The organism is Pseudomonas sp. LSJ-87 (genome assembly GCF_032971465.1).
Classification (GTDB): Bacteria; Pseudomonadota; Gammaproteobacteria; order Pseudomonadales; family Pseudomonadaceae; genus Aquipseudomonas; species Aquipseudomonas putida_Z.
Genome location: NZ_JAWJYQ010000017.1, coordinates 149,864 through 170,822, shown reverse-complemented (window position 1 = coordinate 170,822; position 20,959 = coordinate 149,864). Strand labels below are relative to the sequence as shown.

The window sequence follows — 20,959 nt, the reverse complement described above, 5'->3', positions numbered from 1 at the left end:
CGGGTTCACCCGCGAATGCGTCAGCTCAGGCGCTGCAACCCTTCCAGGCAAGTCGCCAAATGATAGGGCGTAGTAGAAGGCATATCATGCCGGCTGACACTACCTTGCCCATCCCGGCACTCATACCAGCCCGCCTCACGCAAGAACCGCGCTTCCAGCGCCTGCAACTGCCCGGCCAGCTTCGCCTCGCCCCCCGCCCGCAACACCAGCGCCCGCAGGTATTCCGCCTGTGCCCAGATCCGCTGGGTGGCGTCGAGCACCTGGCCATCCACATCCAGCATCGCCAGTACCGCGGTGTCCTTCACCCCGTATTGCTCGGCGTAGCCGAAAGCCCGGTCGATGGACGCATGCAGCGGCGTATCACGCAGCAGTGGCGAGGTATGCAGCAGGTAGAACCACTCGAACTGGTGCCCCGGCTCGAACCAGTTATCCACAGTGCCGCGTGGCTTTTCCAGCATCAGGCCGTGGGCGGGGTCGATGAAGTGTTCCTGCAGCGCCGCGCACAGGTGCAGCAACGACTGCCGGGCATGCTCGTCGTCACGCACCGCCAGCACCTGCAGGAAGGCTTCGGCCAGGTGCATCTGCGGGTTCTGCAGCGGGCCGCTGCCAAGGTCGGCCCAGTCTTCAGCGAGGCTGGCTTCGTACAAGCCATCGTCGCGGGCGAACTGCTGGTCGATGATGTCCAGCGCGGCGTTCAGCGTGGACTCCACCAGGTTTTCACGCACCTTGCCCCAGTAATGTGCACAGGCGAAGACGATGAAGGCGTGGGTGTAGAGGTCCTTGCGCCGGTCCAGCGGTTTGCCCTGGGCGTCGATGCTGTAGAACCAGCCGCCGTGTTCGGCGTCGTGGAAGTGCTTCTGCAGCGAGCGGAACAAGGCGGCCGCACGCTCGGCTGCGCCCGGTTGCCCGATGCGGCTGCTGAACAGGTACAGCTGACGCGCGCAGGCCATGGCCCGGTAGCGCTGCACCGGCAATGGCTGGTGCTGGGCGTCCAGTGCCTCGTAGGGCAGGGCCATGTCGGCGTTCCAGCCCGGGCCTTGCCACAACGGCACGATGCGTTCGGCGAAGTGCTGATTGAAGCGGGCCAGTTCGGGCAGGGTGGGGCGGGGGTCGGACATTTCGGCGCTCGTCGCTGTCGGGCAGGGCGCCATGGTAGCAGAACTGGGTTGTGGGTAGCCTGTGCCGGCCCTATCGCCGGCAAGCCAGCTCCCACAGGTACTTCACATTGCGCGGGCCTGTGGTGATCCTGTGGGAGCCGGCTTGCCGGCGATAGGGCCAGTACAGGCTACCGATCAGCCCGGGTTGCCCAACCCCTGCCAATGCCGCGCCCCCACGAAGATGAAGCGCAACTGCTGGGTGATCTTTTCCTGCGGCGTCAACGCCTGTGGATAACCCGCTTCGGGGCTGTCGATAAGCTCTGGCAGGGTGGCGAACACGGTTTTCACCACCAGGTCGGCCATCACCGCCAGCGCGGCGCTGTCCAGGTGCTGCCAGCGCTTCATCCGCGCCAGGTCGGTGGCCAAGTCGTCGCTGATGTCCTGGCGCAGGCGGGCAATGGCCTGGCGTACGGCCTGCGAACCGCCGTACTGCTCACGGGCGAGGAACAGGAACTGCGCACGGTGGGCGGCGACCACATCGAGAAAGATGCGCACCGAGGCGTCGGTGATGCCGCCCAGTTCGAATTCGTTCTGGCGCACCAGGCGGATGGTCTGGCGGAAGGTAGTGTCGACCTCGGCAACCAGGGCCAGGCCCAGGGCGTCCATGTCGGAAAAATGCCGGTAGAAGCCGGTGGGTACGATGCCGGCCGTCTTCGCCACTTCGCGCAGGCTGATACTGCCGAAACCACGGCCACTCTCCATGAGCTGGCAGGCGGCATCGAGCAGGGCCTGGCGGGTCTGTAGCTTCTGTTCGGCGCGCGGCAGCATGGTGCGGGCTTCTGTGGCGGTAAGGCTGGGCACTCTAGTTAAAAAAACAAAGCCCGGTCAATGGACCGGGCCTGGAGGGGAGCAAGCGTTGTGACAGAGGTTGTTCTTTTCGGCCATGGTGATCAGCTCACACGGCTGAGTTCAACCAGGCGATCCGAGCCACCTTCGGCAACACGGCCACTACGTTCGATCAGGCGATCAGCACCACCTTCGGCAACGGTTTTCAGCGGCTGGGCGATTTCGGCAGCGCTGGAGCGCGATTCGGCGGTCAGGTGTTGCTCGTCGGCTGGCAGGGCAAAAGCGTTGGCGGCCAGGATGGACAGGGTCAGGGTCAGCAGATGGCGTTTCATGATTTCGGTGCTCCTCTCGGGGGCTGGAAAGTGGGTACGGAGCCAATGCTACGCCGGGTAACGCCAGAGAGAAGTTCATACGGGTAATGGTAACAATCGACCGTATTGATAGAGGTTGCAAGCTGCTCTAGACAGCACTTTCCAGGCCGAAAGGTGGCAATTTGATGGCGATGATTGTGGGTAACACGCATGGCCTGGCGCGACGAATTGCTGAGCAAAAGGCCAGGAAAAACTTCGCTATCATGGCGCCATCGATAAAACCCCACGGGTTTTCATCAGTCCGAGATATTGAGTGCCACCGCTGCACCTGTTCTGTGCCATACCGCAAGGAGAATCACGCAATGACGCGTCCCGCCAGAATCCTCCTCTGGACCTTCACCAGCCTGCTGACCCTGCTGGCGATCCTGGTGGTGGTGATCGCCACCTTCGACTGGAACCGCGTCAAGCCCCTGCTCAACGAGAAAGTCTCCGAGGCCCTGCAGCGGCCCTTCGCGATCAATGGCAACCTTGCCGTGGACTGGCGCACCGAACCAGAAGAGGGGGGCTGGCGTGCCTGGGTGCCCTGGCCGCACTTCATTGCCGAAGACCTGACCCTGGGCAACCCCGAGTGGCTCAAGGAACCGAAGATGGTCGGCCTGGAGCGCGTGGCGTTCCGCCTGGCGCCGCTGCCGCTGCTGTTCCAGCAGATCAGCATCCCGCGCATCGACCTGACCAAGCCCACAGCCAGCCTTACCCGCCTGGCCGATGGCCGCGCCAACTGGGCCTTCGACTTCGGCCCCAAGGATGAAAACGCAGAGCCTTCCAAATGGCAGCTGGACATTGGCGCCATCGGCTTCGACCAGGGCAATGTCAGCTTCGATGACCAAACCCTGAAAACCAGCATGAAGGTGCAGATCGACCCGCTGGGCAAGCCTGTCCCGTTCAGCGACATCGTCGGCAAGGCCAGCGCCGAGAAGGCCGGTGCCGCGCAGGACTACGCCTTCGGGCTCAAGGCCCAGGGCCGCTACAAAGGCCAGCCGGTCTCCGGTACTGGCAAGATCGGCGGCCTGCTGGCCCTGCAGGACGCCAGCCAGCCGTTCCCGCTGCAGGCTGACGTGCGCATCGCCGACACCCATGTGGTGCTCGCCGGCACCCTGACCGACCCGCGCAACCTCGGCGCCCTCGACCTGCGCCTGCGCCTGACCGGGGCCAGCCTGGGCAACCTCTACCCGCTGACCGGCGTAACCCTGCCCGACACCCCGGCCTATTCCACCGACGGCCACCTCAGCGCCAACCTGCACGCGGAGCAAGGGGCGACCTTCAACTACCAGGGCTTCAACGGCAAGATCGGTGACAGCGATATCCACGGCGACCTGGCCTTCGTTGCCAGCCAGCCACGGCCCAAGCTGTCCGGCAACCTGGTGTCCAACCAGTTGCTGTTCAAGGACCTGGCGCCGCTGATCGGCGCCGACTCCAACGCCGAGCAGAAGGCCCGCGGGGGTGCCAGCAAACAGCCGGCGGGCAAGGTGCTGCCAGTGGAAGAGTTCCGCACCGAGCGCTGGCGCGCGATGGACGCCGACGTCACCTTCGCCGGCAAGCGCATCGTGCACAGCGCGCAACTGCCGTTCAACGACCTGTCGGCCCACGTGATACTGGAGGACGGCCTGCTGCGCCTGGAGCCCCTGCGTTTTGGCGTGGCTGGCGGCAACCTGGCTTCCAGGATCCGCCTGGATGGCCGCAACGTACCGTTGCAGGGGCGTGCCCGGCTGACGGCGCGCGGCTTCAAGCTCAAGCAGTTGTTCCCCTCCTTTGCGCCTATGCAGACCAGCTTCGGTGAGTTGAATGGCGATGCCGATATCACCGGCCGGGGCAACTCGGTGGCCGCCTTGCTGGGCACGGCCAATGGCGACCTGCGCATGTTGATCAACGATGGCGCCATCAGCCGCAGCCTGATGGAGATTGCCGGGTTGAACGTGGGCAACTATGTGGTCGGCAAGCTGTTTGGCGATGAGGATGTGAAGATCAACTGCGCGGCGGCTGACGTGGGTATCAAGGATGGCCTGGCGACCACGCGCCTGTTCATCTTCGATACCGAGAACGCGATCATCTACATCAACGGCACGGCCAATTTCGCTACGGAGCAGCTTGACCTGAAAATTACCCCTGAATCGAAAGGACTGCGGCTGTTCTCGCTGCGCTCGCCGCTGTATGTGCGCGGGCCCTTCGCCAAGCCCAGTGCCGGTGTGCAGGCGGTGCCGCTGGCGTTGCGCGGGGCGGGGATGGTGGCGTTGGGTGTGGTTGCCGGGCCGGCGGCGGGGTTGCTGGCGCTGATTGCGCCTAGCAGCGGGGATGATCCCAACCAGTGCACGCCGCTGTTGCAGCAGATGAAGGCGGGCAAGGCGCCGGCGGTGGTGAAAGAGAGGAAATAGCAGGGGGCCGCTTCGCAGCCCAATCGCCGGCAAGCCAGCTCCCACAGGGGACTCCACAGACCTCAAGGCTCGTGCAATACCTGTGGGAGCTGGCTTGCCGGCGAATGGGGCGCAAAGCGCCCCCAGCAATTACAAGCCTTGCAACAGGTCGGACATATCGTCCGCGTGCTCTTCTTCCTGCGCGAGGATGTCTTCAAAAATCCGCCGCGTAGTCGGATCTTTATCCCCAATGTATCGAATGATCTCGCGATAGCTATCGATGGCGATCCGCTCCGCCACCAGGTCTTCCAGCACCATCTCCTTCAATGAAGTGCCCGCCACATATTGGGCATGAGACCGCTTGCTCAGGTTGTCCGGGTTGAAATCCGGCTCTCCACCTAACTGCACGATCCGTTCGGCAAGCTTGTCGGCGTGCTCGGCTTCCTGGTTGGCATGCTCGAGGAATTCATCGGCAGCCACGCTGGCCTTGATGCCGCTGGCCATGAAGTAGTGACGCTTGTAGCGCAGCACGCAGACCAGTTCGGTGGCCAGTGAATCATTGAGCAGGCGCAGGATCTGTTGGCGATCAGCATCGTAACCCTCGGTCACCGCACCTTGCTCGACATGCTGGCGGGCACGTTCGCGCAGGGTTTGCACATCGGTCAGTTCAGTCGCATTCATGTTCATCTCCTGGAACATCAGGGTGGTCATGGATATGGCCTGGAAGACTCAGGCGCCGTGGACGGCGTCGCTGTCTTCTTCGCGTTGTTTGCAAGTCTTGAAGCCCTTGGCGTCGACATGGCCGGTGGCGTCGAAGCGCACGTAGTAGGGCTGCTGGTGGCCATCGTGGTTGAGGATGTAGTCGTTGCAGGTGCCGCCATGGGGGAGGTCGATCACGTTGGACGGGCTGCCGCCGATGGCGATGACTTTCTGCATGGTCATGCCTTTTTCCACCTGCTTGACCAGCGGCTCGTCGCGGTAGGTGACGTAGTCCACCGGGTTTTCCGGGCGGCTGCCGCAGGCGGCGAGGGTGGCGCTTGCCAGAAGGATTGCCAGGGTCTGCTTGTACATGGTCCCGCTCCTTGCAAAGGGTATGTGTGGTTTGGAACCGCAGCGCGCGCCGGGAGTTCGATTGCGATGGTCATCAAGGCCGCTGTAGTGTTGGCCGGTCGTCCACGGAAAGGGGCTGGGGCAATGCAGCAGGAATTGGCCACGCGATACCCGTTGGTGCTGGTGCCGGGCATGCTCGGTTTTGTCCGGGTAGTGCTCTACCCCTACTGGTTCGGCATCGTGCCGGCCCTGCGCAAGGGCGGGGCGCAGGTGTTCCCGGTGCAGGTTTCGCCACTGCATTCCAGCGAGGTGCGCGGCGAGCAGTTGCTGGCCATCATCGAAGACATCTGCCTGCGCACCGGAGCGGAAAAGGTCAACCTCATCGGCCACAGCCAGGGTGCCCTGAGCGCGCGCTACGCGGCTGCCAGGCGGCCTGGGCGGGTGGCTTCGGTCACTTCGGTGGCTGGGCCCAACCATGGCTCGGAACTGGCCGACTACCTGGAGCGTACGGCACCGGGCGATTCCCCGCAGGGGCGCATCCTGAAGGCTGTGCTGCATGGCTTGGCCGTGCTGCTGGTGTGGCTGGAAACCGGCTGGCGCCGCGACCCGCTGCCGGTGGATGTACACGCCTCGCACCAGTCGTTGACCAGCGCCGGGGTGGCGCTCTTCAACCAGGCTTATCCACAGGGGTTGCCAGACACCTGGGGCGGGGAAGGGGCCTATGAGGTCGATGGGGTGCGCTATTACTCCTGGTCCGGCACCCTGCAGCCCGGCCTGACCGACCAGCGGCGCAACCGTTTCGACGGCAGCAGCCACTTCTGCCGCCTGTTCGCGCGCAGTTTCGTCAAGGAAAAGGGCCATTGCGACGGTATGGTCGGGCGCTTCAGTTCGCACCTGGGGCAGGTGATCGGCGACGATTACCCGCTCGACCACCTGGATATCGTCAACCAGTCGCTTGGTGCGGTGGGCAAGGGTGCCGAACCGGTGCGACTGTTCACCGAACATGCGGCCCGGCTCAAGGCGGCAGGGCTCTAACGACGGATCGGTGTGGTCCAGCGCTCGGCCAGCACCACGCCCGCCAGGGTCAGCAGGCCGCCGACCAGGTGATAGCGGGCCAGCTGCTCGTCGAGCACCACGGCGGCGATCAGTGCCGTGACCAGCGGCAGCAGGTTGAAGAACAGCGTGGTGCGGCTGGGCCCCAGGCGGTGCACGGCCTGCATCCACACCAGGGGCGCGATCATCGAGGCCAGCACGCAGGCGTACAGCACCAGGCCGATGTTGCGGCTGTTCAGGCCAGTCTTGTCCGACAGCACGAACAGCGGCAGCAGCACGACGATGGCTACCAGCACCTGCAGGTACAGCAGCTGCATCGGCGGCAGGCGCAGCTGCCATTTCTTCAGCAGGAAGCTGTACAGCGCGTAGGCCAGTGTGGCCACCAGCATCAGCAGGTCGCCGCTGTTCAGGCCTTGTTGCAACAGGCTGGCGGGGTGGCCGGCGCTGACCACTTCAAGCACGCCGAAAAATGACACCAGCGCGCCCAGCAGGGCGCCGTAGCTCAGGCGCTGGCCCAGCCAGGCGATGGACAGTGCCAGTGACATCAGTGGCATCAGCGAGAGGATGATGCCCATGTTGGTGGCGCTGGTGATGCCGGCGGCGAAGTAGGCCAGGCTCTGGTACAGCGCCATGCCCAGCACGCCCAGCACGAAAACCTTGCCCAGGTGCGGGCGAATGGCCGCGCGATTGCGCCACACGGCGGGCAGCAGGAACGGGGTGAACAACAGCGCGGCCAGCAGCCAGCGGTAGAAACCGATCTCGGCGGGGTGGATGGCGCCGGCGGACATCTTGGTGACCACGGTGTTGCCGGCCCATATCAGGATGGCGGTCAGGGGGAACAGGTAGTTCATGTAGCAGGTTACTCGTTGGGGCTTGGATTGGGGCTGCTTTGCAGCCCTTCGCGGGCTCGCCCGCTCCCACAGGATCTGCGCCAGCTTTCAGGCCTGTGATATCCCTGTGGGAGCGGGCAAGCCCGCGAAGGCCTGCGCAGCAGGCCCCGATGGCAGCCATTATCAACTGTCTGTAAACAAGCCTATACTCCTATCCAGACAACCCACCCCGCAAAGCAGACAGCATGCCGCGCAAATACCTCGACATTCCCCAGTTCACCCGGCTCCCGGCCCCGGTGTACTTCCGTCACGACGAGTTCGGTGCCGACACCCGCAGCGCCCTGCATCGCCACGCCTGGGGCCAGCTCAACTACACCGCCCACGGCGTGATGCACCTGGAGGTCGCCGGCCAGCACTTCCTGTCGCCGCCGCAATACGCCGTGTGGGTGCCGCCCGACACCGAGCATGGCTGCTACAACCCACAGGCCATCGTCTACCGTTCGGTCTACCTGGACCGCAGCCTGTGCGCCGCACTGCCGCAGCAACCGTGCAGCCTGATGATCAGCGACATCCTCAAGGCGATCCTCGCCGACTTCGCCCGGCGCGACCTGCGGGTGGCCGAGGGCGAGCGCGACCAGCGCCTGGTGCAAGTGCTGCTCGACCAGCTGCTGCTGGCGCCCACCCAGGCCTGCTACCTGCCGTTTGCCCACAGCGAAGGCTTGCGCCAGGTGCTCGATGCCCTCGGTGCCGAGCCGGGCGACAACCGCCCGCTGGCCGACTGGGCCGCCAAGGTGCATGTCAGCGAACGTACCCTGGCCCGCCAGTTCCTGCGTGAACTGGGCATCAGTTTTGGCGAATGGCGCCTGCGCCTGCGCTTTCTGCGCGCCATCGAAGCGCTGGAGGCCGGCCAGCCGATCCAGGCCATCGCCTTCGACCTGGGCTACAGCAGCGCCTCGGCGTTCATCGCCATGTTCCAGCGCCAGGCCCAGTGCACGCCCGAGCAATACCGCCGCCAGGCACGGGCAGGGCGTTGAGAATTCTTGGCTACACTCAGCTCGACCCCCGTGCATCGGGCGCGGAGCCAAGGAGACTACTCCATGAAAGTGCTGCAAATCCCCTTACTGGTATTGGCGGTGTTGTTCAGCGCCCAAGGCTTCGCCGCCAATACCGCGCAGCAGGAAAAGATGAAAACCTGCAACGCCGACGCCACCGCCAAGGCCCTCAAGGGCGATGAGCGCAAAGCCTTCATGAGCACCTGCCTGAAGAAGGATGTGCCGCAAACCCAGCAAGAAAAGATGAAAACCTGCAACGCCGACGCCACCACCAAGGCCCTGAAGGGTGACGAGCGCAAAGCGTTCATGAGCGACTGCCTGAAGAAGAAATGACCTGCGCCTATGCCTGCAGACGTAAGGCTGGCAGACTGCGGGTCTTTCCCGTTGTCTGCCGTTGAGGCTGTATGACCTTCACCCCCCGCCAGGTCACCCTGGCCAGCTGGATCATCGTGTTTGCCGGCCTGTTGCTGGCGTTACCCCTGAAATTGCTGCCGAGCCTGCTGGCCGGCCTGCTGGTGTTCGAGCTGGTCAACATGCTCACGCCGCGGCTGCAGCCGCTGATTGCCGGGCAGCGTGCCCGCTGGCTGGCTGTAGCGCTGCTCGGCACGCTGGTGGTCAGCACCCTGACCCTGCTGTTTGCCGGTGCCTTCAGCTTTTTGCTGCACGAGGCGGAAAACCCCGGGGCTTCGCTGGACAAGTTCATGGCCCTGGTGGAGCGCGCCCGCGGGCAGCTGCCGCCGTTCATCGAAGGCTACCTGCCGGCCAGTGCGGCGGAGTTCAAGGTGGCCATCGGTGACTGGATCAAGAGCCACCTGAGCGACCTGCAACTGGTGGGCAAGGGCATGGCGCACATGTTCGTCACCCTGTTGATCGGCATGATCCTGGGCGCCATCGTCGCCTTGCAGCGCATCCCCGACATCTCCCGGCGCAAGCCGCTGGCGGCGGCGCTGTTCGAGCGCCTGAGCCTGCTGGTGCAGGCGTTTCGCAACATCGTCTTCGCGCAGATCAAGATTTCGCTGCTCAACACCACCTTCACCGGCATCTTCCTGGCGGTGGTGCTGCCGATGTTCGACGTGCACCTGCCGCTGACCAAGACGCTGATCGTGCTGACCTTCCTGCTGGGCCTGCTGCCGGTGATCGGCAATCTGATGTCGAATACCCTGATCACCATCGTCGGCCTGTCGCTGTCGATCTGGGTGGCGGCGGCGGCGCTGGGTTACCTGATCGTCATCCACAAGGTCGAGTACTTCCTCAACGCGCGAATCGTGGGCGGGCAGATCAGTGCCAAGTCGTGGGAACTGCTGCTGGCGATGCTGGTGTTCGAAGCGGCGTTCGGGCTGCCGGGGGTGGTGGCGGGGCCGATCTACTATGCCTACCTGAAGAGTGAGCTGAAGCGGGCCGAACTGGTCTGATTCTTTATTGACCAGTACCGGCCTCTTCGCGGGTAAACCCGCTCCCACAGGTTCGCCACTTCTCTCAAGACTTGCGGGGACCCTGTGGGAGCGGGTTTACCCGCGAAGAGGCCGGCACAGGTGAAAGGGATGGCTCAGGCTACGCCGTAACGCTTGCGCGCCTCGATGGCCAGCCCGCTACCAATGCTGCCAAAGATGTTGCCTTCCACATGCCGCGCATTCGGCAGCATCGCCGACACGCTGTTGCGCAGCGCCGGAATCCCGCTGGAACCGCCGGTGAAGAACACCGTATCGACCTGTGTTTCGCTCACTCCAGCCTTGGCCAGCAGTTCGCTCACGCTACCACGCACCCGCTCCAGCAACCCTTCGATAGCCCCCTCGAACAGCGCTCGTGACAGGTCCACGCCCAGCTCGCGCTCGATGCGGCCGAGGTCGACGTGGCGGCTCTGCTGCTCGGTCAGCTCGATCTTGCTGGCCTCCACTTCCATCGCCAACCAGTGCCCGGCACGCTCTTCGATCAGCTTGAACAGGCGGTCGATGCCCAGCGTGTCCTCGATGTCATAGCGCATGCTGCCCAGCGCCAGCTGCGACTTCTGCGAATACAGGGCGTTGATGGTGTGCCAGGTGGCGAGGTTGAGGTGATAGCTGGTCGGCATCAGCGCGCCGCTCTTCATGCGGCTGCCGTAGCCGAACAGCGGCATCACGCCCTGCAGGCTCAGCTGCTTGTCGAAGTCGGTACCGCCAATGTGCACGCCGCCGGTGGCGAGGATGTCGCTCTGGCGCTCGGCCACCAGGTGGCGCTCGGGCGACAGGCGGATCAGGGTGAAGTCCGAGGTACCACCGCCAATGTCGACGATCAGCACCAGCTCTTCGCGGCTGATGCTCGACTCGTAGTCGAAGGCCGCGGCAATCGGCTCGTACTGGAACGACACATCCTTGAAGCCGATCTTGCGCGCCACTTCGGCCAGGGTGTCCTCGGCCTCCTGGTCGGCGGCCGGGTCTTCGTCGACGAAGAACACCGGGCGGCCCAGCACCACCTGCTCGAACTCACGCCCGGCAGCGGCCTCTGCGCGTTTTTTCAGCTCGCCGATGAACATGCCCAGCAGGTCCTTGAACGGCAGGGCGCTGCCCAGCACGCTGGTGTCGTGCTTGATCAGCTTGGAGCCCAGCAGGCTTTTCAGCGAACGCATCAGGCGGCCTTCGTAGCCTTCCAGGTACTCGTGCAGTGCCAGGCGGCCATATACCGGGCGACGCTCCTCGATGTTGAAGAACACCACCGAGGGCAAGGTGATCTTGCCGTCTTCCAGGGCAATCAGCGACTCGACGCCGGGGCGGTGCCAGCCGACCGTGGAGTTGGAGGTGCCAAAGTCGATGCCCAGGGCGCGGGCCGGGGATACGTCAGACATGGGGAATGAGCTTCCGGAGGCAAAACGGCCGCGCAGTGTATGCCAGTTGGCTACAGAATCAAGACCGGTCGTCTGCCATGGAGCAAACCCAAGGCGGTCTTGAAAGGCTATGCTTGACCCCTATCTTCTTTTGCAACACGCACATTCACATTGGTGATCCATAGATGGACTTCAAAGACTATTACAAGATACTCGGCGTAGAGCCCACGGCGGACGACAAGGCGATCAAGGCCGCGTACCGCAAGCTGGCGCGCAAGTATCACCCCGATGTCAGCAAGGAGCGCGACGCCGAGGAAAAATTCAAGGAGGCCAACGAGGCCTACGAAGTGCTGGGCGACGCGCAGAAACGTGCCGAATTCGACGAAATCCGCAAGTACGGCGGCCAGCATGGCCGGCCGTTCCAGGCACCACCGGGCTGGGAAAGCCGCGGCGGTGGCGGTGGTTTCGAAGGCGGTGATTTTTCCGACTTTTTCAGCTCGATCTTTGGTGGCCGGGGCGGCAACCCGTTCGGTGGTGCCCGGCAGCAGCAACGCAGCGCCGGCAGGCGGGGGCAGGACGTGGAGCTAGAACTGGCGGTATTCCTTGAAGAGACCCTGAGCAAGGAGTCCAAGCAGATCAGCTTCCAGGTGCCGCAGACCAATGCCATGGGCCAGCGCACCGGCTTCACTACCAAGACCCTGAACGTGAAGATCCCGGCAGGGGTGACCGACGGCGAGCGCATCCGCCTCAAGGGCCAGGGCGCGCCGGGCATTGGTGGCGGGGCCAATGGCGACCTGTTCCTGACCATTCGCATGGCACCGCACCCGCTGTTCGATGTCGAAGGTCATGACCTGATCATCACCGTGCCGCTGGCACCGTGGGAGGCCGCACTGGGCGCCAAGGTGGCCGTGCCGACCCTGGAAGGCAAGATCAACCTCACCATCCGCCCCGACAGCCAGAGCGGCCAGCGCCTGCGCGTACCGGGCAAGGGCCTGGCCAACAAGAGTGGCGAGCGCGGCAACCTTTACGCGCAACTGAAAGTGGTCATGCCGCCAGCATCCGACGAGTCTGCCCGCGAATTGTGGACCAAGCTTTCCGAGAAGGCTGCGTTCAACCCGAGGACACAATGGAGTAAGTGATCATGAGCAGCACCCTGATCGTTCAACTGGACATGCGTACCTTGTGTCAGGAGGCCGATATCACGGCTGACTGCGTGATCGAAATCGTCGAGCACGGCATTGTCGAACCTTCCGGCCGAACGCCGGAGGACTGGTTGTTCGACGATCAGGCGCCGTTGTTGGCCAAACGTGCGGCGAAGCTGCATCAGGAGCTGGAACTGGAGTGGGAAGGTGTGGCGCTGGCGCTGGAGCTGCTGCAGGAAGTGCAGCAGTTGCGCAGCGAGAACAACATGCTGAGGCAGCGGTTGGGCAGGTTTACCCAGATGTGAGGTTTGCAGGCCCGGCCTCTTCGCGGGTGAACCCGCTCCCACAGGGATCGCACGATTCCTGAGATGTGTGCAGTACCTGTGGGAGCGGGTTTACCCGCGAAGAGGCCAGTACAGGCAAAATCAAATTCAGCTTGGTTCTGCCCCCGGGTTCAGCACCAGTTGCATGAAGGTCAAGTCCAGCCACCGGCCAAACTTCACCCCCACCTGCGGCATCTGCCCGGTCACCACGAAGCCCAGCCGCTCGTGCAGGCGCACCGACGCTGCATTGCCGCTCTCGATGGCCGCCACCATCACATGCTTGCCACACGCGCGCGCACGCTCGACCAACGCCGCCATCAGCACCGGACCCAGCCCCTTGCCACGCTGGTCGCTGCGGATATACACCGAATGCTCAACGGTAAGGCGAAAGCCCTCGAACGGCCGCCAGTCGCCAAACGACGCATAGCCCAGCACCCCGCTCTCATCCACCGCCACCAGGATCGGGTAACCCTGCTGCGCACGTGCGGCAAACCAGGCCAGGCGGTTGGCCAGGTCCACCGGGGTTTCGTTCCAGATCGCCGTGGTGTTGCGCACCGCGTCGTTGTAGATGTCGAGGATGCCCGGCACGTCGGAAGGCAGGGCGTCGCGGATTTCATGACTCATGACAGCGTCTCGCAGGGTTGTTGCTTGCAGATTAAATGGTTACCAGCCCGCGCACACCTTCGGCCTGCATGTTTTCACCGCGCCCCCGCTGGATGATCTCGCCACGGGCCATCACCAGATACTGGTCGGCCAGCTCCTCGGCGAAGTCGTAGAACTGCTCCACCAGCAGGATTGCCATGTCGCCACGCTCGGCCAGGCGGCGGATGACTGCGCCGATCTCCTTGATCACCGAAGGCTGGATACCCTCGGTGGGCTCGTCGAGGATCAGCAGGCGCGGGCGGCTGGCCAGCGCGCGGCCGATGGCCAGCTGTTGCTGCTGGCCGCCGGACAGGTCACCGCCACGGCGTTGTTTCATCTGTTCCAGCACGGGGAACAGTTCGTAGATGAAGGGCGGTACCTCCCGAGCTTCACGGGCGGGGAAGCGCGAAAGGCCCATCAGCAGGTTTTCCTCGACAGTGAGGCGCGGGAAGATCTCGCGGCCCTGGGGCACGTAGGCGATGCCGGCGTGGATCCGTTGCTGGGGCTTGAGGCTGGTGATCGGCTTGCCTTCCCATTCGATGCTGCCGTCGCGGGCCGGAACCAGGCCCATCAGGCAGCGCAGCAGGGTGGTCTTGCCCACGCCGTTGCGGCCCAGCAGGCAGGTGACTTCGCCGACCTTGGCTTCGAAGGACAGACCCCGGAGGATATGGCTGCCGCCGTAGTACTGGTGCAGGGTGTCGATTTTCAGCATGTGTGGTTCCTGGGAAATCTGCTTTGCCTGTGCCGGCCTTTTCGCGGGTGAACCCGCTCCCACAAGGACTGCGCAGCTCTTCAGGCCTGTGCCGTACCTGTGGGAGCGGGTTTACCCGCGAAGAGGCCGGCACAGGTTTCAATGTCTAGCGGCCCAGATACACCTCGACCACCCGCTCATCCGCCTGCACCTGCTCCAGCGACCCTTCCGCCAGCACGCTGCCCTGGTGCAGCACGGTCACATGGTCGGCAATGCTGCCGACAAACCCCATGTCGTGCTCCACCACCATCAGCGAATGCTTGCCAGCCAACCCCTTGAACAGCTCGGCGGTGAACTCGGTCTCGGCATCGGTCATGCCCGCCACCGGCTCGTCCAGCAACAGTAGTTGCGGCTCCTGCACCAGTAGCATGCCGATCTCCAGGAACTGCTTCTGCCCATGCGACAGCAAGCCCGCCTGGCGCTGGGCCAGCGGCAGCAGGCGCAAGGTGCCCAGCACCTCTTCGATGCGCTGGCGCTGCTCACCACCCAAGCGCGCTGCCAGGCTGGCCCATACCGACTTGTCGGTCTTCAGCGCCAGCTCCAGGTTTTCGAACACCGTCAGCGCCTCGAACACCGTGGGCTTCTGGAACTTGCGGCCTATGCCGGCCTGGGCGATCTGGTATTCGCTCATGCGGGTCAGGTCGAGGGTGTCACCGAAATAGGCCGTACCGCTGTCGGGCCGGGTCTTGCCGGTGATCACATCCATCATCGTGGTCTTGCCGGCCCCGTTGGGGCCGATGATGCAGCGCAGCTCGCCCACGCCGATGTACAGGTTCAGCGCGTTCAGCGCCTTGAAGCCATCGAAGCTGACGCTGATGTCTTCCAGGCTCAGCACCGTGCCATGGCGGGTATCAAGGCCGGCCTTGCGGCTGTGGCCCAGGCCGATGGCGTCGCGGCCGGCGCCGAGGTTGTCGAACACCGGTTCGAGCATGAATTCCGGGTGGACCGGGGGCACGCCTCTCATGGCTGGCTCCTTTTCTTCAACAGGCCGACCACGCCCTTGGGCAGGTACAGGGTGACGAGGATGAACAACGCGCCGAGGAAGAACAGCCAGAACTCCGGGAAGGCCACGGTGAACCAGCTTTTCATGCCATTGACCAGGCCGGCGCCGAGCAGCGGGCCGATCAAGGTGCCGCGCCCGCCCAGGGCCACCCACACGGCGGCTTCGATGGAGTTGGTCGGCGACATCTCGCTGGGGTTGATGATGCCCACCTGCGGTACGTACAGCGCACCGGCCAGGCCGCACAGTACGGCGCTTAGCACCCACACCAGCAGCTTGAAACCGCGTGGGTCGTAGCCACAGAACATCAGGCGGTTTTCGGCGTCGCGCACGGCGGTGAGCAGGCGGCCGAACTTGCTGCGGGTGAGGCGCCAGCACAGGTACAGGCTGGCCAGCAGCAGGCCGACGGTGAGCAGGAACAGCACCGCGCGGGTGCCTTGGGCGGCAATGTCGAAGCCAAGGATGGTGCGGAAGCTGGTAAAGCCGTTGTTGCCGCCAAAGCCGGTTTCGTTGCGGAAGAACAGCAACATGCCGGCGAAGGTCAGCGCCTGGGTCATGATCGAGAAGTACACGCCCTTGATCCGCGAGCGGAAGGCGAACCAGCCGAACACCAGCGCCAGCAGCCCGGGCGCCAGCACCACCAGGCACAGGGCCCAGGCGAAATGCTGGGTGCCAGCCCAGTACCACGGCAGCTCGCTCCACGACAGGAAGGTCATGAACCCTGGCAGGCCGTCACCGGCGGCCTGGCGCATCAGGTACATGCCCATGGCGTAGCCACCGAGGGCGAAGAACAGCCCGTGGCCCAGCGACAGCAGCCCGGCGTAGCCCCAGACCAGGTCCAGGGCCAGCGCGACGATGGCGTAGCAGAGGATCTTGCCGACCAGGGTCAGGGTGTAGGCCGACACTTGCAGGGCATGGTCCGCCGGCAGCAGCGACAGCAGCGGCAGGGCCACCAGCAGCAGGACGACGACGGCGCCGATGGCCAGGGTCAGGCGTGGTCCGGCCTTTTGCGTAGCGGTGACAAGCAGTGGCTGGTTCATCAGTCGATTACCCGTCCCTTGAGGGCGAACAGGCCTTGCGGGCGCTTCTGGATGAACAGAATGATCAACGCAAGGATGAGGATCTTGCCGAGCACGGCGCCGATCTGCGGCTCTAGCAGCTTGTTGGCGATGCCAAGGCCGAAGGCTGCCCACAGGCTGCCGGCCAACTGGCCGACGCCGCCGAGCACCACCACCAGGAACGAGTCGATGATGTAGCTCTGGCCCAGGTCCGGGCCGACGTTGCCGACCTGGCTCAGGGCCACGCCGCCGAGCCCGGCGATGCCCGAGCCGAGGCCGAAGGCGAGCATGTCTACGCGCCCGGTGGACACGCCGCAGCAGGCGGCCATGTTGCGGTTCTGGGTGACCGCGCGCACGTTCAGGCCCAGCCGTGTGCGGTTGAGCAGCAGCCAGGTGAGCAGTACCACGGCCAGGGCGAAGCCGATGATCACCAGGCGGTTGTATGGCAGCACCAGGTTGGGCAGCAGCTGGATGCCCCCCGACAGCCAGGTCGGGTTGCTGACTTCGACGTTCTGCGCGCCGAACAGCAGGCGGATGGCCTGGATCAGGATCAGGCTGATGCCCCAGGTCGCCAGCAGGGTTTCCAGTGGGCGGCCATACAGGTGGCGGATTACCGTGCGCTCCAACGCCATGCCAACCCCGGCACTGATGGCGAACGCCACCGGCAAAGCGATCAGCGGGTAGAACTCGATGGCGCCGGGGGCGTAGCGCTGCAGCAGTACCTGGACCATGTAGGTGCTGTAGGCGCCGAGCATCAGCATTTCGCCGTGGGCCATGTTGATCACCCCGAGCAGGCCGAAGGTGATGGCCAGGCCAAGGGCTGCCAGCAGCAGGATCGAGCCCAGCGACAGGCCGCTGAAGGCCTGGCCGAGCAGTTCGCCCACCAGCAGCTTGCGCTGCACCTGGGCCAGGCTGGTTTCGGCGGCGGTGCGCACGCCCGGGTCGGTTTCCGCGTTGGGTTGCAGCAAGGCTTCGAGGCGGGTGCGGGCCAGCGGGTCACCGGTTTCGCCGAGCAGGCGCACGGCAGCCAGGCGTACCGCTGGTTCGCTGGCGCCCAGTTGCAGGTTGGCCAGGGCCAGGCCGAGGGCGGCGTGCACGGCGGGGTCCACTTCGATGGCGAAGCGCCGGTCGAGGAAGGCCATCTGCGCGGGCTGGGCGCTCTTTTGCAGTTGCTGGGCGGCGGCCAGGCGGGTTGCGCTGTTGTCGCTGAGCAGCTGGTGGCTGGCCAGGGCGTTGTCGATCAGGCCGCGCAGGCGGTTGTTCAGGCGCACCTTGCGCGTGTCGTCGGCGGCGATGCGGCCTTGGCGCAGGTTGTCCAGCAGCGGCAGGCGGGCGGCATCGGGTTGCGCGGCCCAGCCTTCGAGCAGGCGGGCTTGCTCGGCGGGCTTGGCAGCGAGGAAGAATTCGCCCTCGCTGGCCTGGGTTGCCAAGGGCATCAGCAGGAGCAGGGTGAGCAGCAGTCTGAGCATGCGAGTAATCCTGAAAATCGGCGTTGGATTCTTCGCGGGTGAACCCGCTCCCACAGGGATCGCAAAAGTCTCAGACCTTGCACCGTACCTGTGGGAGCGGGTTTACCCGCGAATGGGCCGCGCAGCGGCCCCATGCACTCAGTTACCTTTCACGGCGTAATCAGGGCGCTTGTCGTTACCGGGAATGAACGGGCTCCATGGCTGCGCCCGCAGCGGTTGCTCGGTTTCCCACACCACGCTGAACTGCCCGTCATCCTGGATCTCGCCGATCATCACCGGCTTGTGCAGGTGGTGGTTGGTCTTGTCCATGGTCAGGGTGAAACCGGACGGCGCCTCGAAGCTTTGCCCGGCCAGTGCCTCGCGCACCTTGTCGACATCGGTGGACTTGGCTTTCTCCACCGCCTGCGCCCACATGTGGATGCCCACGTAGGTGGCCTCCATCGGGTCGTTGGTCACCGCCTTGTCCGCGCCTGGCAGGCCCTTGGCCTTGGCGTAGGCCTTCCAGTCGGCGACAAATTTCTGGTTGACCGGGTTATCCACCGACTCGAAGTAGTTCCACGCCGCCAGATGGCCCACCAGCGGCTTGGTGTCGATGCCGCGCAGTTCTTCTTCGCCCACCGAGAACGCCACCACCGGCACGTCGGTGGCCTTCAGGCCCTGGTTGGCCAGCTCCTTGTAGAACGGCACGTTGGAGTCGCCGTTGACCGTGGAGATGACGGCGGTCTTGCCGCCGGCGGAGAACTTCTTGATGTTGGCGACGATGGTCTGGTAATCGCTGTGGCCGAACGGCGTGTACACCTCCTCAATGTCCTTGTCGGCCACGCCCTTGCTGTGCAGGAAGGCACGCAGGATCTTGTTGGTGGTGCGCGGGTAGACGTAGTCGGTGCCTAGCAGGAAGAAGCGCTTGGCGCTGCCGCCGTCCTCGCTCATCAGGTACTCCACGGCCGGGATGGCCTGCTGGTTGGGCGCGGCGCCGGTGTAGAACACGTTCGGCGACATCTCTTCACCCTCGTACTGCACCGGGTAGAACAGCAGGCCGTTGAGCTCTTCGAACACCGGCAGCACCGACTTGCGTGACACCGAGGTCCAGCAGCCGAACACCACTGCCACCTTGTCCTGGGTCAGCAGCTGTCGGCTCTTTTCGGCGAACAGCGGCCAGTTGGAGGCCGGGTCGACCATCACCGGCTCGAGCAGCTTGCCGTTCACGCCACCCTTGGCGTTGATCTGCTCGATGGTCATCAGCGCCATGTCCTTGAGCGAAGTCTCGGAAATGGCCATGGTCCCCGACAGCGAATGCAGGATGCCGACCTTGATGGTTTCGGCGGCCTGGATGCTCCAGCTCAGGCCCATTGCGGCAATCGATGCGCTAAGGGTGAAGGCCTTGATCAGACTGCGTCGCTTCATGTGCTCTCTCCGCTGAGTTTTTATGTGTTGGGCAAGCGGGGAGGGGTGTTGCAAGGGGTGTGCCTAACGGCGGAAGGTGCGCAATAGAGGGGTTGTGCGAGGTGTTGGGGCGTTGGTTGGATCCAGGTTGGTGCCTGATGGATTTGTGTGCACAGGATTGGGGCCGCTGTGCGGCCCATCGCCGGCAAGCCAGCTCCCACCCCGACCGCATCGGCCTCGAGCCATGCGCTGTCCCTGTGGGAGCTGGCTTGCCGGCGAAAGGGCTGCAGAGCAGCCCCCTCGGCCATCAGCTGTTACGCACTGCCGTTCGCGGATGGCGCTTGCTGCGCACACCCTGATAGGTCACCGCCAGCAGCACGAACCAGATCGGCGTCACCAGCAATGCCGCGCGGGTATCGTCTTCCAGGCTCAGCAACACCAGGATGAAAGCAAAGAACACCAGGCACACGTAGCACATGAAGCGCCCGCCCGGCATCTTGTACTTCGAGGCCTGGTGCAGTGCCGCGCGGTGCTTGCGGTACTTCAGGTACGACAGCAGGATCAGTGTCCAGACGAACATGAACAGCACCGCCGAAACGGTGGTGACCAGGGTGAATGCCTCGACCACGTTCGGCACCAGGTAGATCAGCACTGCGCCCAGCAGCAGGCAGGTGCAGGAGAAGTACAGGCCGTTGGCTGGTACCGAGCGGCTCGACAGTTTCTCGAACGCCTTGGGTGCGTCACCCTCCTGGCTCAGGCCGTAGAGCATGCGGCTGGTGGAGAACACGCCGCTGTTGGCCGACGAGGCCGCCGAGGTCAGCACCACGAAGTTGATGATGCTCGCCGCCGCCGGCAGGCCGGCCAGCACGAACAGCTCCACGAACGGGCTCTTGCCCGGCACCACGTCGCGCCATGGGGTCACGGCCATGATCGCGATCAGCGCCAGCACGTAGAACACGATGATCCGTACCGGGATCGAGTTGATCGCCCGTGGCAGGGTGCGTTCCGGGTTCTTCGCTTCGGCGGCGGTGGTGCCTACCAGCTCGATGCCGACGAAGGCGAACACGGCGATCTGGAAGCCGGCGAAGAAGCCCATCAGGCCATTGGGGAACATGCCGCCGTCATTCCACAGGTTGGCCAGCTGCGCGGTGCGCCCGCTGGGCGAGGTGAAGCCGGTGATGACCATGTACAGGCCGGTGACGACCAGGCCGATGATGGCGACGATCTTGATCAGGGCGAACCAGAACTCCATTTCACCGAACATCTTCACCGTCACCAGGTTCAGCGACAGCAGCAGCCCTACGCAGGTCAGCGCCGGTATCCACTGCGGCAGTTCGGGGAACCAGAACTGCGTATAGGCCGCGATCGCGACCACATCGGCGATGCCGGTGACTACCCAGCAGAACCAGTAGGTCCAGCCGGTGAAGTAGCCCGCCCAGGGGCCGAGCAGGTCGGCGGAGAAATCGATGAACGACTTGTAGTTGAGGTTCGACAGCAGCAGTTCGCCCATGGCGCGCATGACGAAGAACAGCATGAAGCCGATGATCATGTAGACGAAGATTATCGACGGCCCGGCCAGGCTGATGGTCTTGCCCGAGCCCATGAACAGGCCGGTACCGATCGCGCCACCGATGGCGATCAGCTGGATGTGGCGGTTGGTCAGGTTGCGCTGCAGATGCTGTTCATCTGGCGCTGTGGGTGAGGTTTGCGTCATAGGCTGCATTCCGTTGGACGGTCGGTCGTCTTG

The 20,959-nt window shown here is 64.3% G+C and carries 20 protein-coding genes and 1 pseudogene; 7 read left to right on the top strand and 14 right to left on the bottom strand.

The window, feature by feature from the left end; translation table 11 throughout:
* Nucleotides 1–20: 20 nt before the first annotated feature.
* From RYH74_RS12050 to RYH74_RS12040, 3 genes and pseudogenes are all read right to left on the bottom strand, one after another.
* Nucleotides 21–1,118 carry an AGE family epimerase/isomerase gene (locus RYH74_RS12050; protein WP_317409449.1) on the bottom strand — a complete coding sequence of 366 codons (1,098 nt, stop codon included), beginning with the start codon at nucleotides 1,116–1,118 and terminating at the stop codon, nucleotides 21–23.
* A gap of 174 nt (nucleotides 1,119–1,292) precedes the next feature.
* Nucleotides 1,293–1,925, bottom strand: coding sequence for an HTH-type transcriptional repressor FabR (gene fabR / locus RYH74_RS12045; protein WP_015271984.1), 633 nt, complete (start codon nucleotides 1,923–1,925; stop codon nucleotides 1,293–1,295).
* Between the two features lie 134 nt (nucleotides 1,926–2,059).
* A pseudogene (locus RYH74_RS12040) lies at nucleotides 2,060–2,275 on the bottom strand (hypothetical protein); the annotation flags it as partial.
* Between the two features lie 341 nt (nucleotides 2,276–2,616).
* Between RYH74_RS12040 and RYH74_RS12035 the strand changes: the two are divergent.
* The gene (locus tag RYH74_RS12035) at nucleotides 2,617–4,683 is read left to right on the top strand and encodes an AsmA family protein (RefSeq protein WP_317409448.1); all 2,067 of its coding nucleotides are present in this window, start codon (nucleotides 2,617–2,619) and stop codon (nucleotides 4,681–4,683) included.
* Nucleotides 4,684–4,812: 129 nt separating this feature from the next.
* On the opposite strand, the gene RYH74_RS12030 is transcribed toward RYH74_RS12035, so the two are convergent.
* Nucleotides 4,813–5,343: a bacterioferritin gene (locus tag RYH74_RS12030; protein ID WP_025340810.1), complete on the bottom strand. Its 531-nt coding sequence runs from the start codon at nucleotides 5,341–5,343 to the stop codon at nucleotides 4,813–4,815.
* Between the two features lie 48 nt (nucleotides 5,344–5,391).
* Complete coding sequence (gene osmE, locus RYH74_RS12025) at nucleotides 5,392–5,733, bottom strand: osmotically-inducible lipoprotein OsmE (protein WP_015271980.1); 342 nt, start codon at nucleotides 5,731–5,733, stop codon at nucleotides 5,392–5,394.
* 123 nt (nucleotides 5,734–5,856) lie between these two features.
* Here osmE and RYH74_RS12020 point away from each other — a divergent pair, with 123 nt between their 5' ends.
* Nucleotides 5,857–6,747: an esterase/lipase family protein gene (locus RYH74_RS12020; protein WP_085663552.1), complete on the top strand. Its 891-nt coding sequence runs from the start codon at nucleotides 5,857–5,859 to the stop codon at nucleotides 6,745–6,747.
* Here the strand turns inward: RYH74_RS12020 and RYH74_RS12015 are convergent.
* Complete coding sequence (locus RYH74_RS12015; RefSeq protein ID WP_075046511.1) at nucleotides 6,744–7,616, bottom strand: DMT family transporter; 873 nt, start codon at nucleotides 7,614–7,616, stop codon at nucleotides 6,744–6,746. The two genes, RYH74_RS12020 and RYH74_RS12015, sit on opposite strands and share 4 nt — an antisense overlap.
* 224 nt (nucleotides 7,617–7,840) lie before the next feature.
* Here RYH74_RS12015 and RYH74_RS12010 point away from each other — a divergent pair, with 224 nt between their 5' ends.
* The 3 genes from RYH74_RS12010 to RYH74_RS12000 all read left to right on the top strand — a co-directional run bounded on the left by RYH74_RS12010 (nucleotide 7,841) and on the right by RYH74_RS12000 (nucleotide 10,059).
* Entirely contained in the window at nucleotides 7,841–8,629 is a 789-nt protein-coding gene (locus RYH74_RS12010) for an AraC family transcriptional regulator (RefSeq protein WP_025340807.1), read from the top strand.
* 63 nt (nucleotides 8,630–8,692) lie between these two features.
* Nucleotides 8,693–8,980, top strand: a complete 288-nt coding sequence (locus RYH74_RS12005) for a PsiF family protein (RefSeq protein WP_003258250.1) — start codon at nucleotides 8,693–8,695, stop codon at nucleotides 8,978–8,980.
* A 71-nt stretch (nucleotides 8,981–9,051) separates the two neighbouring features.
* On the top strand, nucleotides 9,052–10,059 hold the full coding sequence (locus RYH74_RS12000; protein ID WP_025340806.1) for an AI-2E family transporter: 1,008 nt from the start codon (nucleotides 9,052–9,054) through the stop codon (nucleotides 10,057–10,059).
* A gap of 134 nt (nucleotides 10,060–10,193) precedes the next feature.
* Here RYH74_RS12000 and RYH74_RS11995 read toward each other — a convergent pair whose 3' ends face one another.
* Nucleotides 10,194–11,465, bottom strand: coding sequence for an Hsp70 family protein (locus tag RYH74_RS11995; protein WP_085587946.1), 1,272 nt, complete (start codon nucleotides 11,463–11,465; stop codon nucleotides 10,194–10,196).
* Between the two features lie 164 nt (nucleotides 11,466–11,629).
* Between RYH74_RS11995 and cbpA the strand changes: the two genes are divergently transcribed.
* Both cbpA and RYH74_RS11985 read left to right on the top strand, forming a co-directional pair.
* Nucleotides 11,630–12,583 (top strand): curved DNA-binding protein, encoded by a 954-nt coding sequence (cbpA, locus tag RYH74_RS11990; RefSeq protein ID WP_317409447.1) that lies wholly within the window; start codon nucleotides 11,630–11,632, stop codon nucleotides 12,581–12,583.
* Between the two features lie 2 nt (nucleotides 12,584–12,585).
* Complete coding sequence (locus tag RYH74_RS11985) at nucleotides 12,586–12,891, top strand: chaperone modulator CbpM (protein ID WP_025340803.1); 306 nt, start codon at nucleotides 12,586–12,588, stop codon at nucleotides 12,889–12,891.
* Nucleotides 12,892–13,017: 126 nt separating this feature from the next.
* On the opposite strand, the gene RYH74_RS11980 is transcribed toward RYH74_RS11985, so the two are convergent.
* The 7 genes from RYH74_RS11980 to cycA form a co-directional block, all read right to left on the bottom strand.
* Nucleotides 13,018–13,533 carry an N-acetyltransferase family protein gene (locus RYH74_RS11980; RefSeq protein WP_317409446.1) on the bottom strand — a complete coding sequence of 172 codons (516 nt, stop codon included), beginning with the start codon at nucleotides 13,531–13,533 and terminating at the stop codon, nucleotides 13,018–13,020.
* Between the two features lie 31 nt (nucleotides 13,534–13,564).
* Nucleotides 13,565–14,263 (bottom strand): urea ABC transporter ATP-binding subunit UrtE, encoded by a 699-nt coding sequence (gene urtE / locus RYH74_RS11975; protein WP_317409445.1) that lies wholly within the window; start codon nucleotides 14,261–14,263, stop codon nucleotides 13,565–13,567.
* A gap of 145 nt (nucleotides 14,264–14,408) precedes the next feature.
* Nucleotides 14,409–15,266 carry an urea ABC transporter ATP-binding protein UrtD gene (urtD, locus tag RYH74_RS11970; protein WP_176240851.1) on the bottom strand — a complete coding sequence of 286 codons (858 nt, stop codon included), beginning with the start codon at nucleotides 15,264–15,266 and terminating at the stop codon, nucleotides 14,409–14,411.
* A complete protein-coding gene (gene urtC / locus RYH74_RS11965) occupies nucleotides 15,263–16,342 on the bottom strand; it encodes an urea ABC transporter permease subunit UrtC (RefSeq protein ID WP_025340800.1) in 1,080 nt (359 codons plus the stop codon). Before urtC ends, urtD begins: the two co-directional genes overlap by 4 nt.
* Complete coding sequence (gene urtB / locus RYH74_RS11960; protein ID WP_410902912.1) at nucleotides 16,342–17,829, bottom strand: urea ABC transporter permease subunit UrtB; 1,488 nt, start codon at nucleotides 17,827–17,829, stop codon at nucleotides 16,342–16,344. The genes urtC and urtB overlap by 1 nt, the downstream gene beginning before the upstream one ends.
* A gap of 138 nt (nucleotides 17,830–17,967) precedes the next feature.
* Nucleotides 17,968–19,233: an urea ABC transporter substrate-binding protein gene (urtA, locus tag RYH74_RS11955; RefSeq protein ID WP_317409444.1), complete on the bottom strand. Its 1,266-nt coding sequence runs from the start codon at nucleotides 19,231–19,233 to the stop codon at nucleotides 17,968–17,970.
* 286 nt (nucleotides 19,234–19,519) lie between these two features.
* The gene (gene cycA, locus RYH74_RS11950; RefSeq protein WP_075046504.1) at nucleotides 19,520–20,926 is read right to left on the bottom strand and encodes a D-serine/D-alanine/glycine transporter; all 1,407 of its coding nucleotides are present in this window, start codon (nucleotides 20,924–20,926) and stop codon (nucleotides 19,520–19,522) included.
* Between the last annotated feature and the right edge of the window lie 33 nt (nucleotides 20,927–20,959).

Bases quoted from the DNA above. Each gene is read 5' to 3' on its own strand.
- RYH74_RS12000 (WP_025340806.1), top strand. From the start codon at position 9,052: ATGACCTTCACCCCCCGCCAGGTCACCCTGGCCAGCTGGATCATCGTG.
- RYH74_RS11980 (WP_317409446.1), bottom strand. From the start codon at position 13,533: ATGAGTCATGAAATCCGCGACGCCCTGCCTTCCGACGTGCCGGGCATC.
- urtC (WP_025340800.1), bottom strand. From the start codon at position 16,342: ATGAACCAGCCACTGCTTGTCACCGCTACGCAAAAGGCCGGACCACGC.
- fabR (WP_015271984.1), bottom strand. From the start codon at position 1,925: ATGCTGCCGCGCGCCGAACAGAAGCTACAGACCCGCCAGGCCCTGCTC.
- RYH74_RS12020 (WP_085663552.1), top strand. From the start codon at position 5,857: ATGCAGCAGGAATTGGCCACGCGATACCCGTTGGTGCTGGTGCCGGGC.
- urtB (WP_410902912.1), bottom strand. From the start codon at position 17,829: ATGCTCAGACTGCTGCTCACCCTGCTCCTGCTGATGCCCTTGGCAACC.
- RYH74_RS12035 (WP_317409448.1), top strand. From the start codon at position 2,617: ATGACGCGTCCCGCCAGAATCCTCCTCTGGACCTTCACCAGCCTGCTG.
- RYH74_RS12050 (WP_317409449.1), bottom strand. From the start codon at position 1,118: ATGTCCGACCCCCGCCCCACCCTGCCCGAACTGGCCCGCTTCAATCAG.
- urtA (WP_317409444.1), bottom strand. From the start codon at position 19,233: ATGAAGCGACGCAGTCTGATCAAGGCCTTCACCCTTAGCGCATCGATT.
- cbpA (WP_317409447.1), top strand. From the start codon at position 11,630: ATGGACTTCAAAGACTATTACAAGATACTCGGCGTAGAGCCCACGGCG.
- urtD (WP_176240851.1), bottom strand. From the start codon at position 15,266: ATGAGAGGCGTGCCCCCGGTCCACCCGGAATTCATGCTCGAACCGGTG.
- RYH74_RS12010 (WP_025340807.1), top strand. From the start codon at position 7,841: ATGCCGCGCAAATACCTCGACATTCCCCAGTTCACCCGGCTCCCGGCC.
- cycA (WP_075046504.1), bottom strand. From the start codon at position 20,926: ATGACGCAAACCTCACCCACAGCGCCAGATGAACAGCATCTGCAGCGC.
- RYH74_RS11995 (WP_085587946.1), bottom strand. From the start codon at position 11,465: ATGTCTGACGTATCCCCGGCCCGCGCCCTGGGCATCGACTTTGGCACC.
- RYH74_RS12015 (WP_075046511.1), bottom strand. From the start codon at position 7,616: ATGAACTACCTGTTCCCCCTGACCGCCATCCTGATATGGGCCGGCAAC.
- RYH74_RS12005 (WP_003258250.1), top strand. From the start codon at position 8,693: ATGAAAGTGCTGCAAATCCCCTTACTGGTATTGGCGGTGTTGTTCAGC.
- RYH74_RS12030 (WP_025340810.1), bottom strand. From the start codon at position 5,343: ATGAATGCGACTGAACTGACCGATGTGCAAACCCTGCGCGAACGTGCC.
- urtE (WP_317409445.1), bottom strand. From the start codon at position 14,263: ATGCTGAAAATCGACACCCTGCACCAGTACTACGGCGGCAGCCATATC.
- RYH74_RS11985 (WP_025340803.1), top strand. From the start codon at position 12,586: ATGAGCAGCACCCTGATCGTTCAACTGGACATGCGTACCTTGTGTCAG.
- osmE (WP_015271980.1), bottom strand. From the start codon at position 5,733: ATGTACAAGCAGACCCTGGCAATCCTTCTGGCAAGCGCCACCCTCGCC.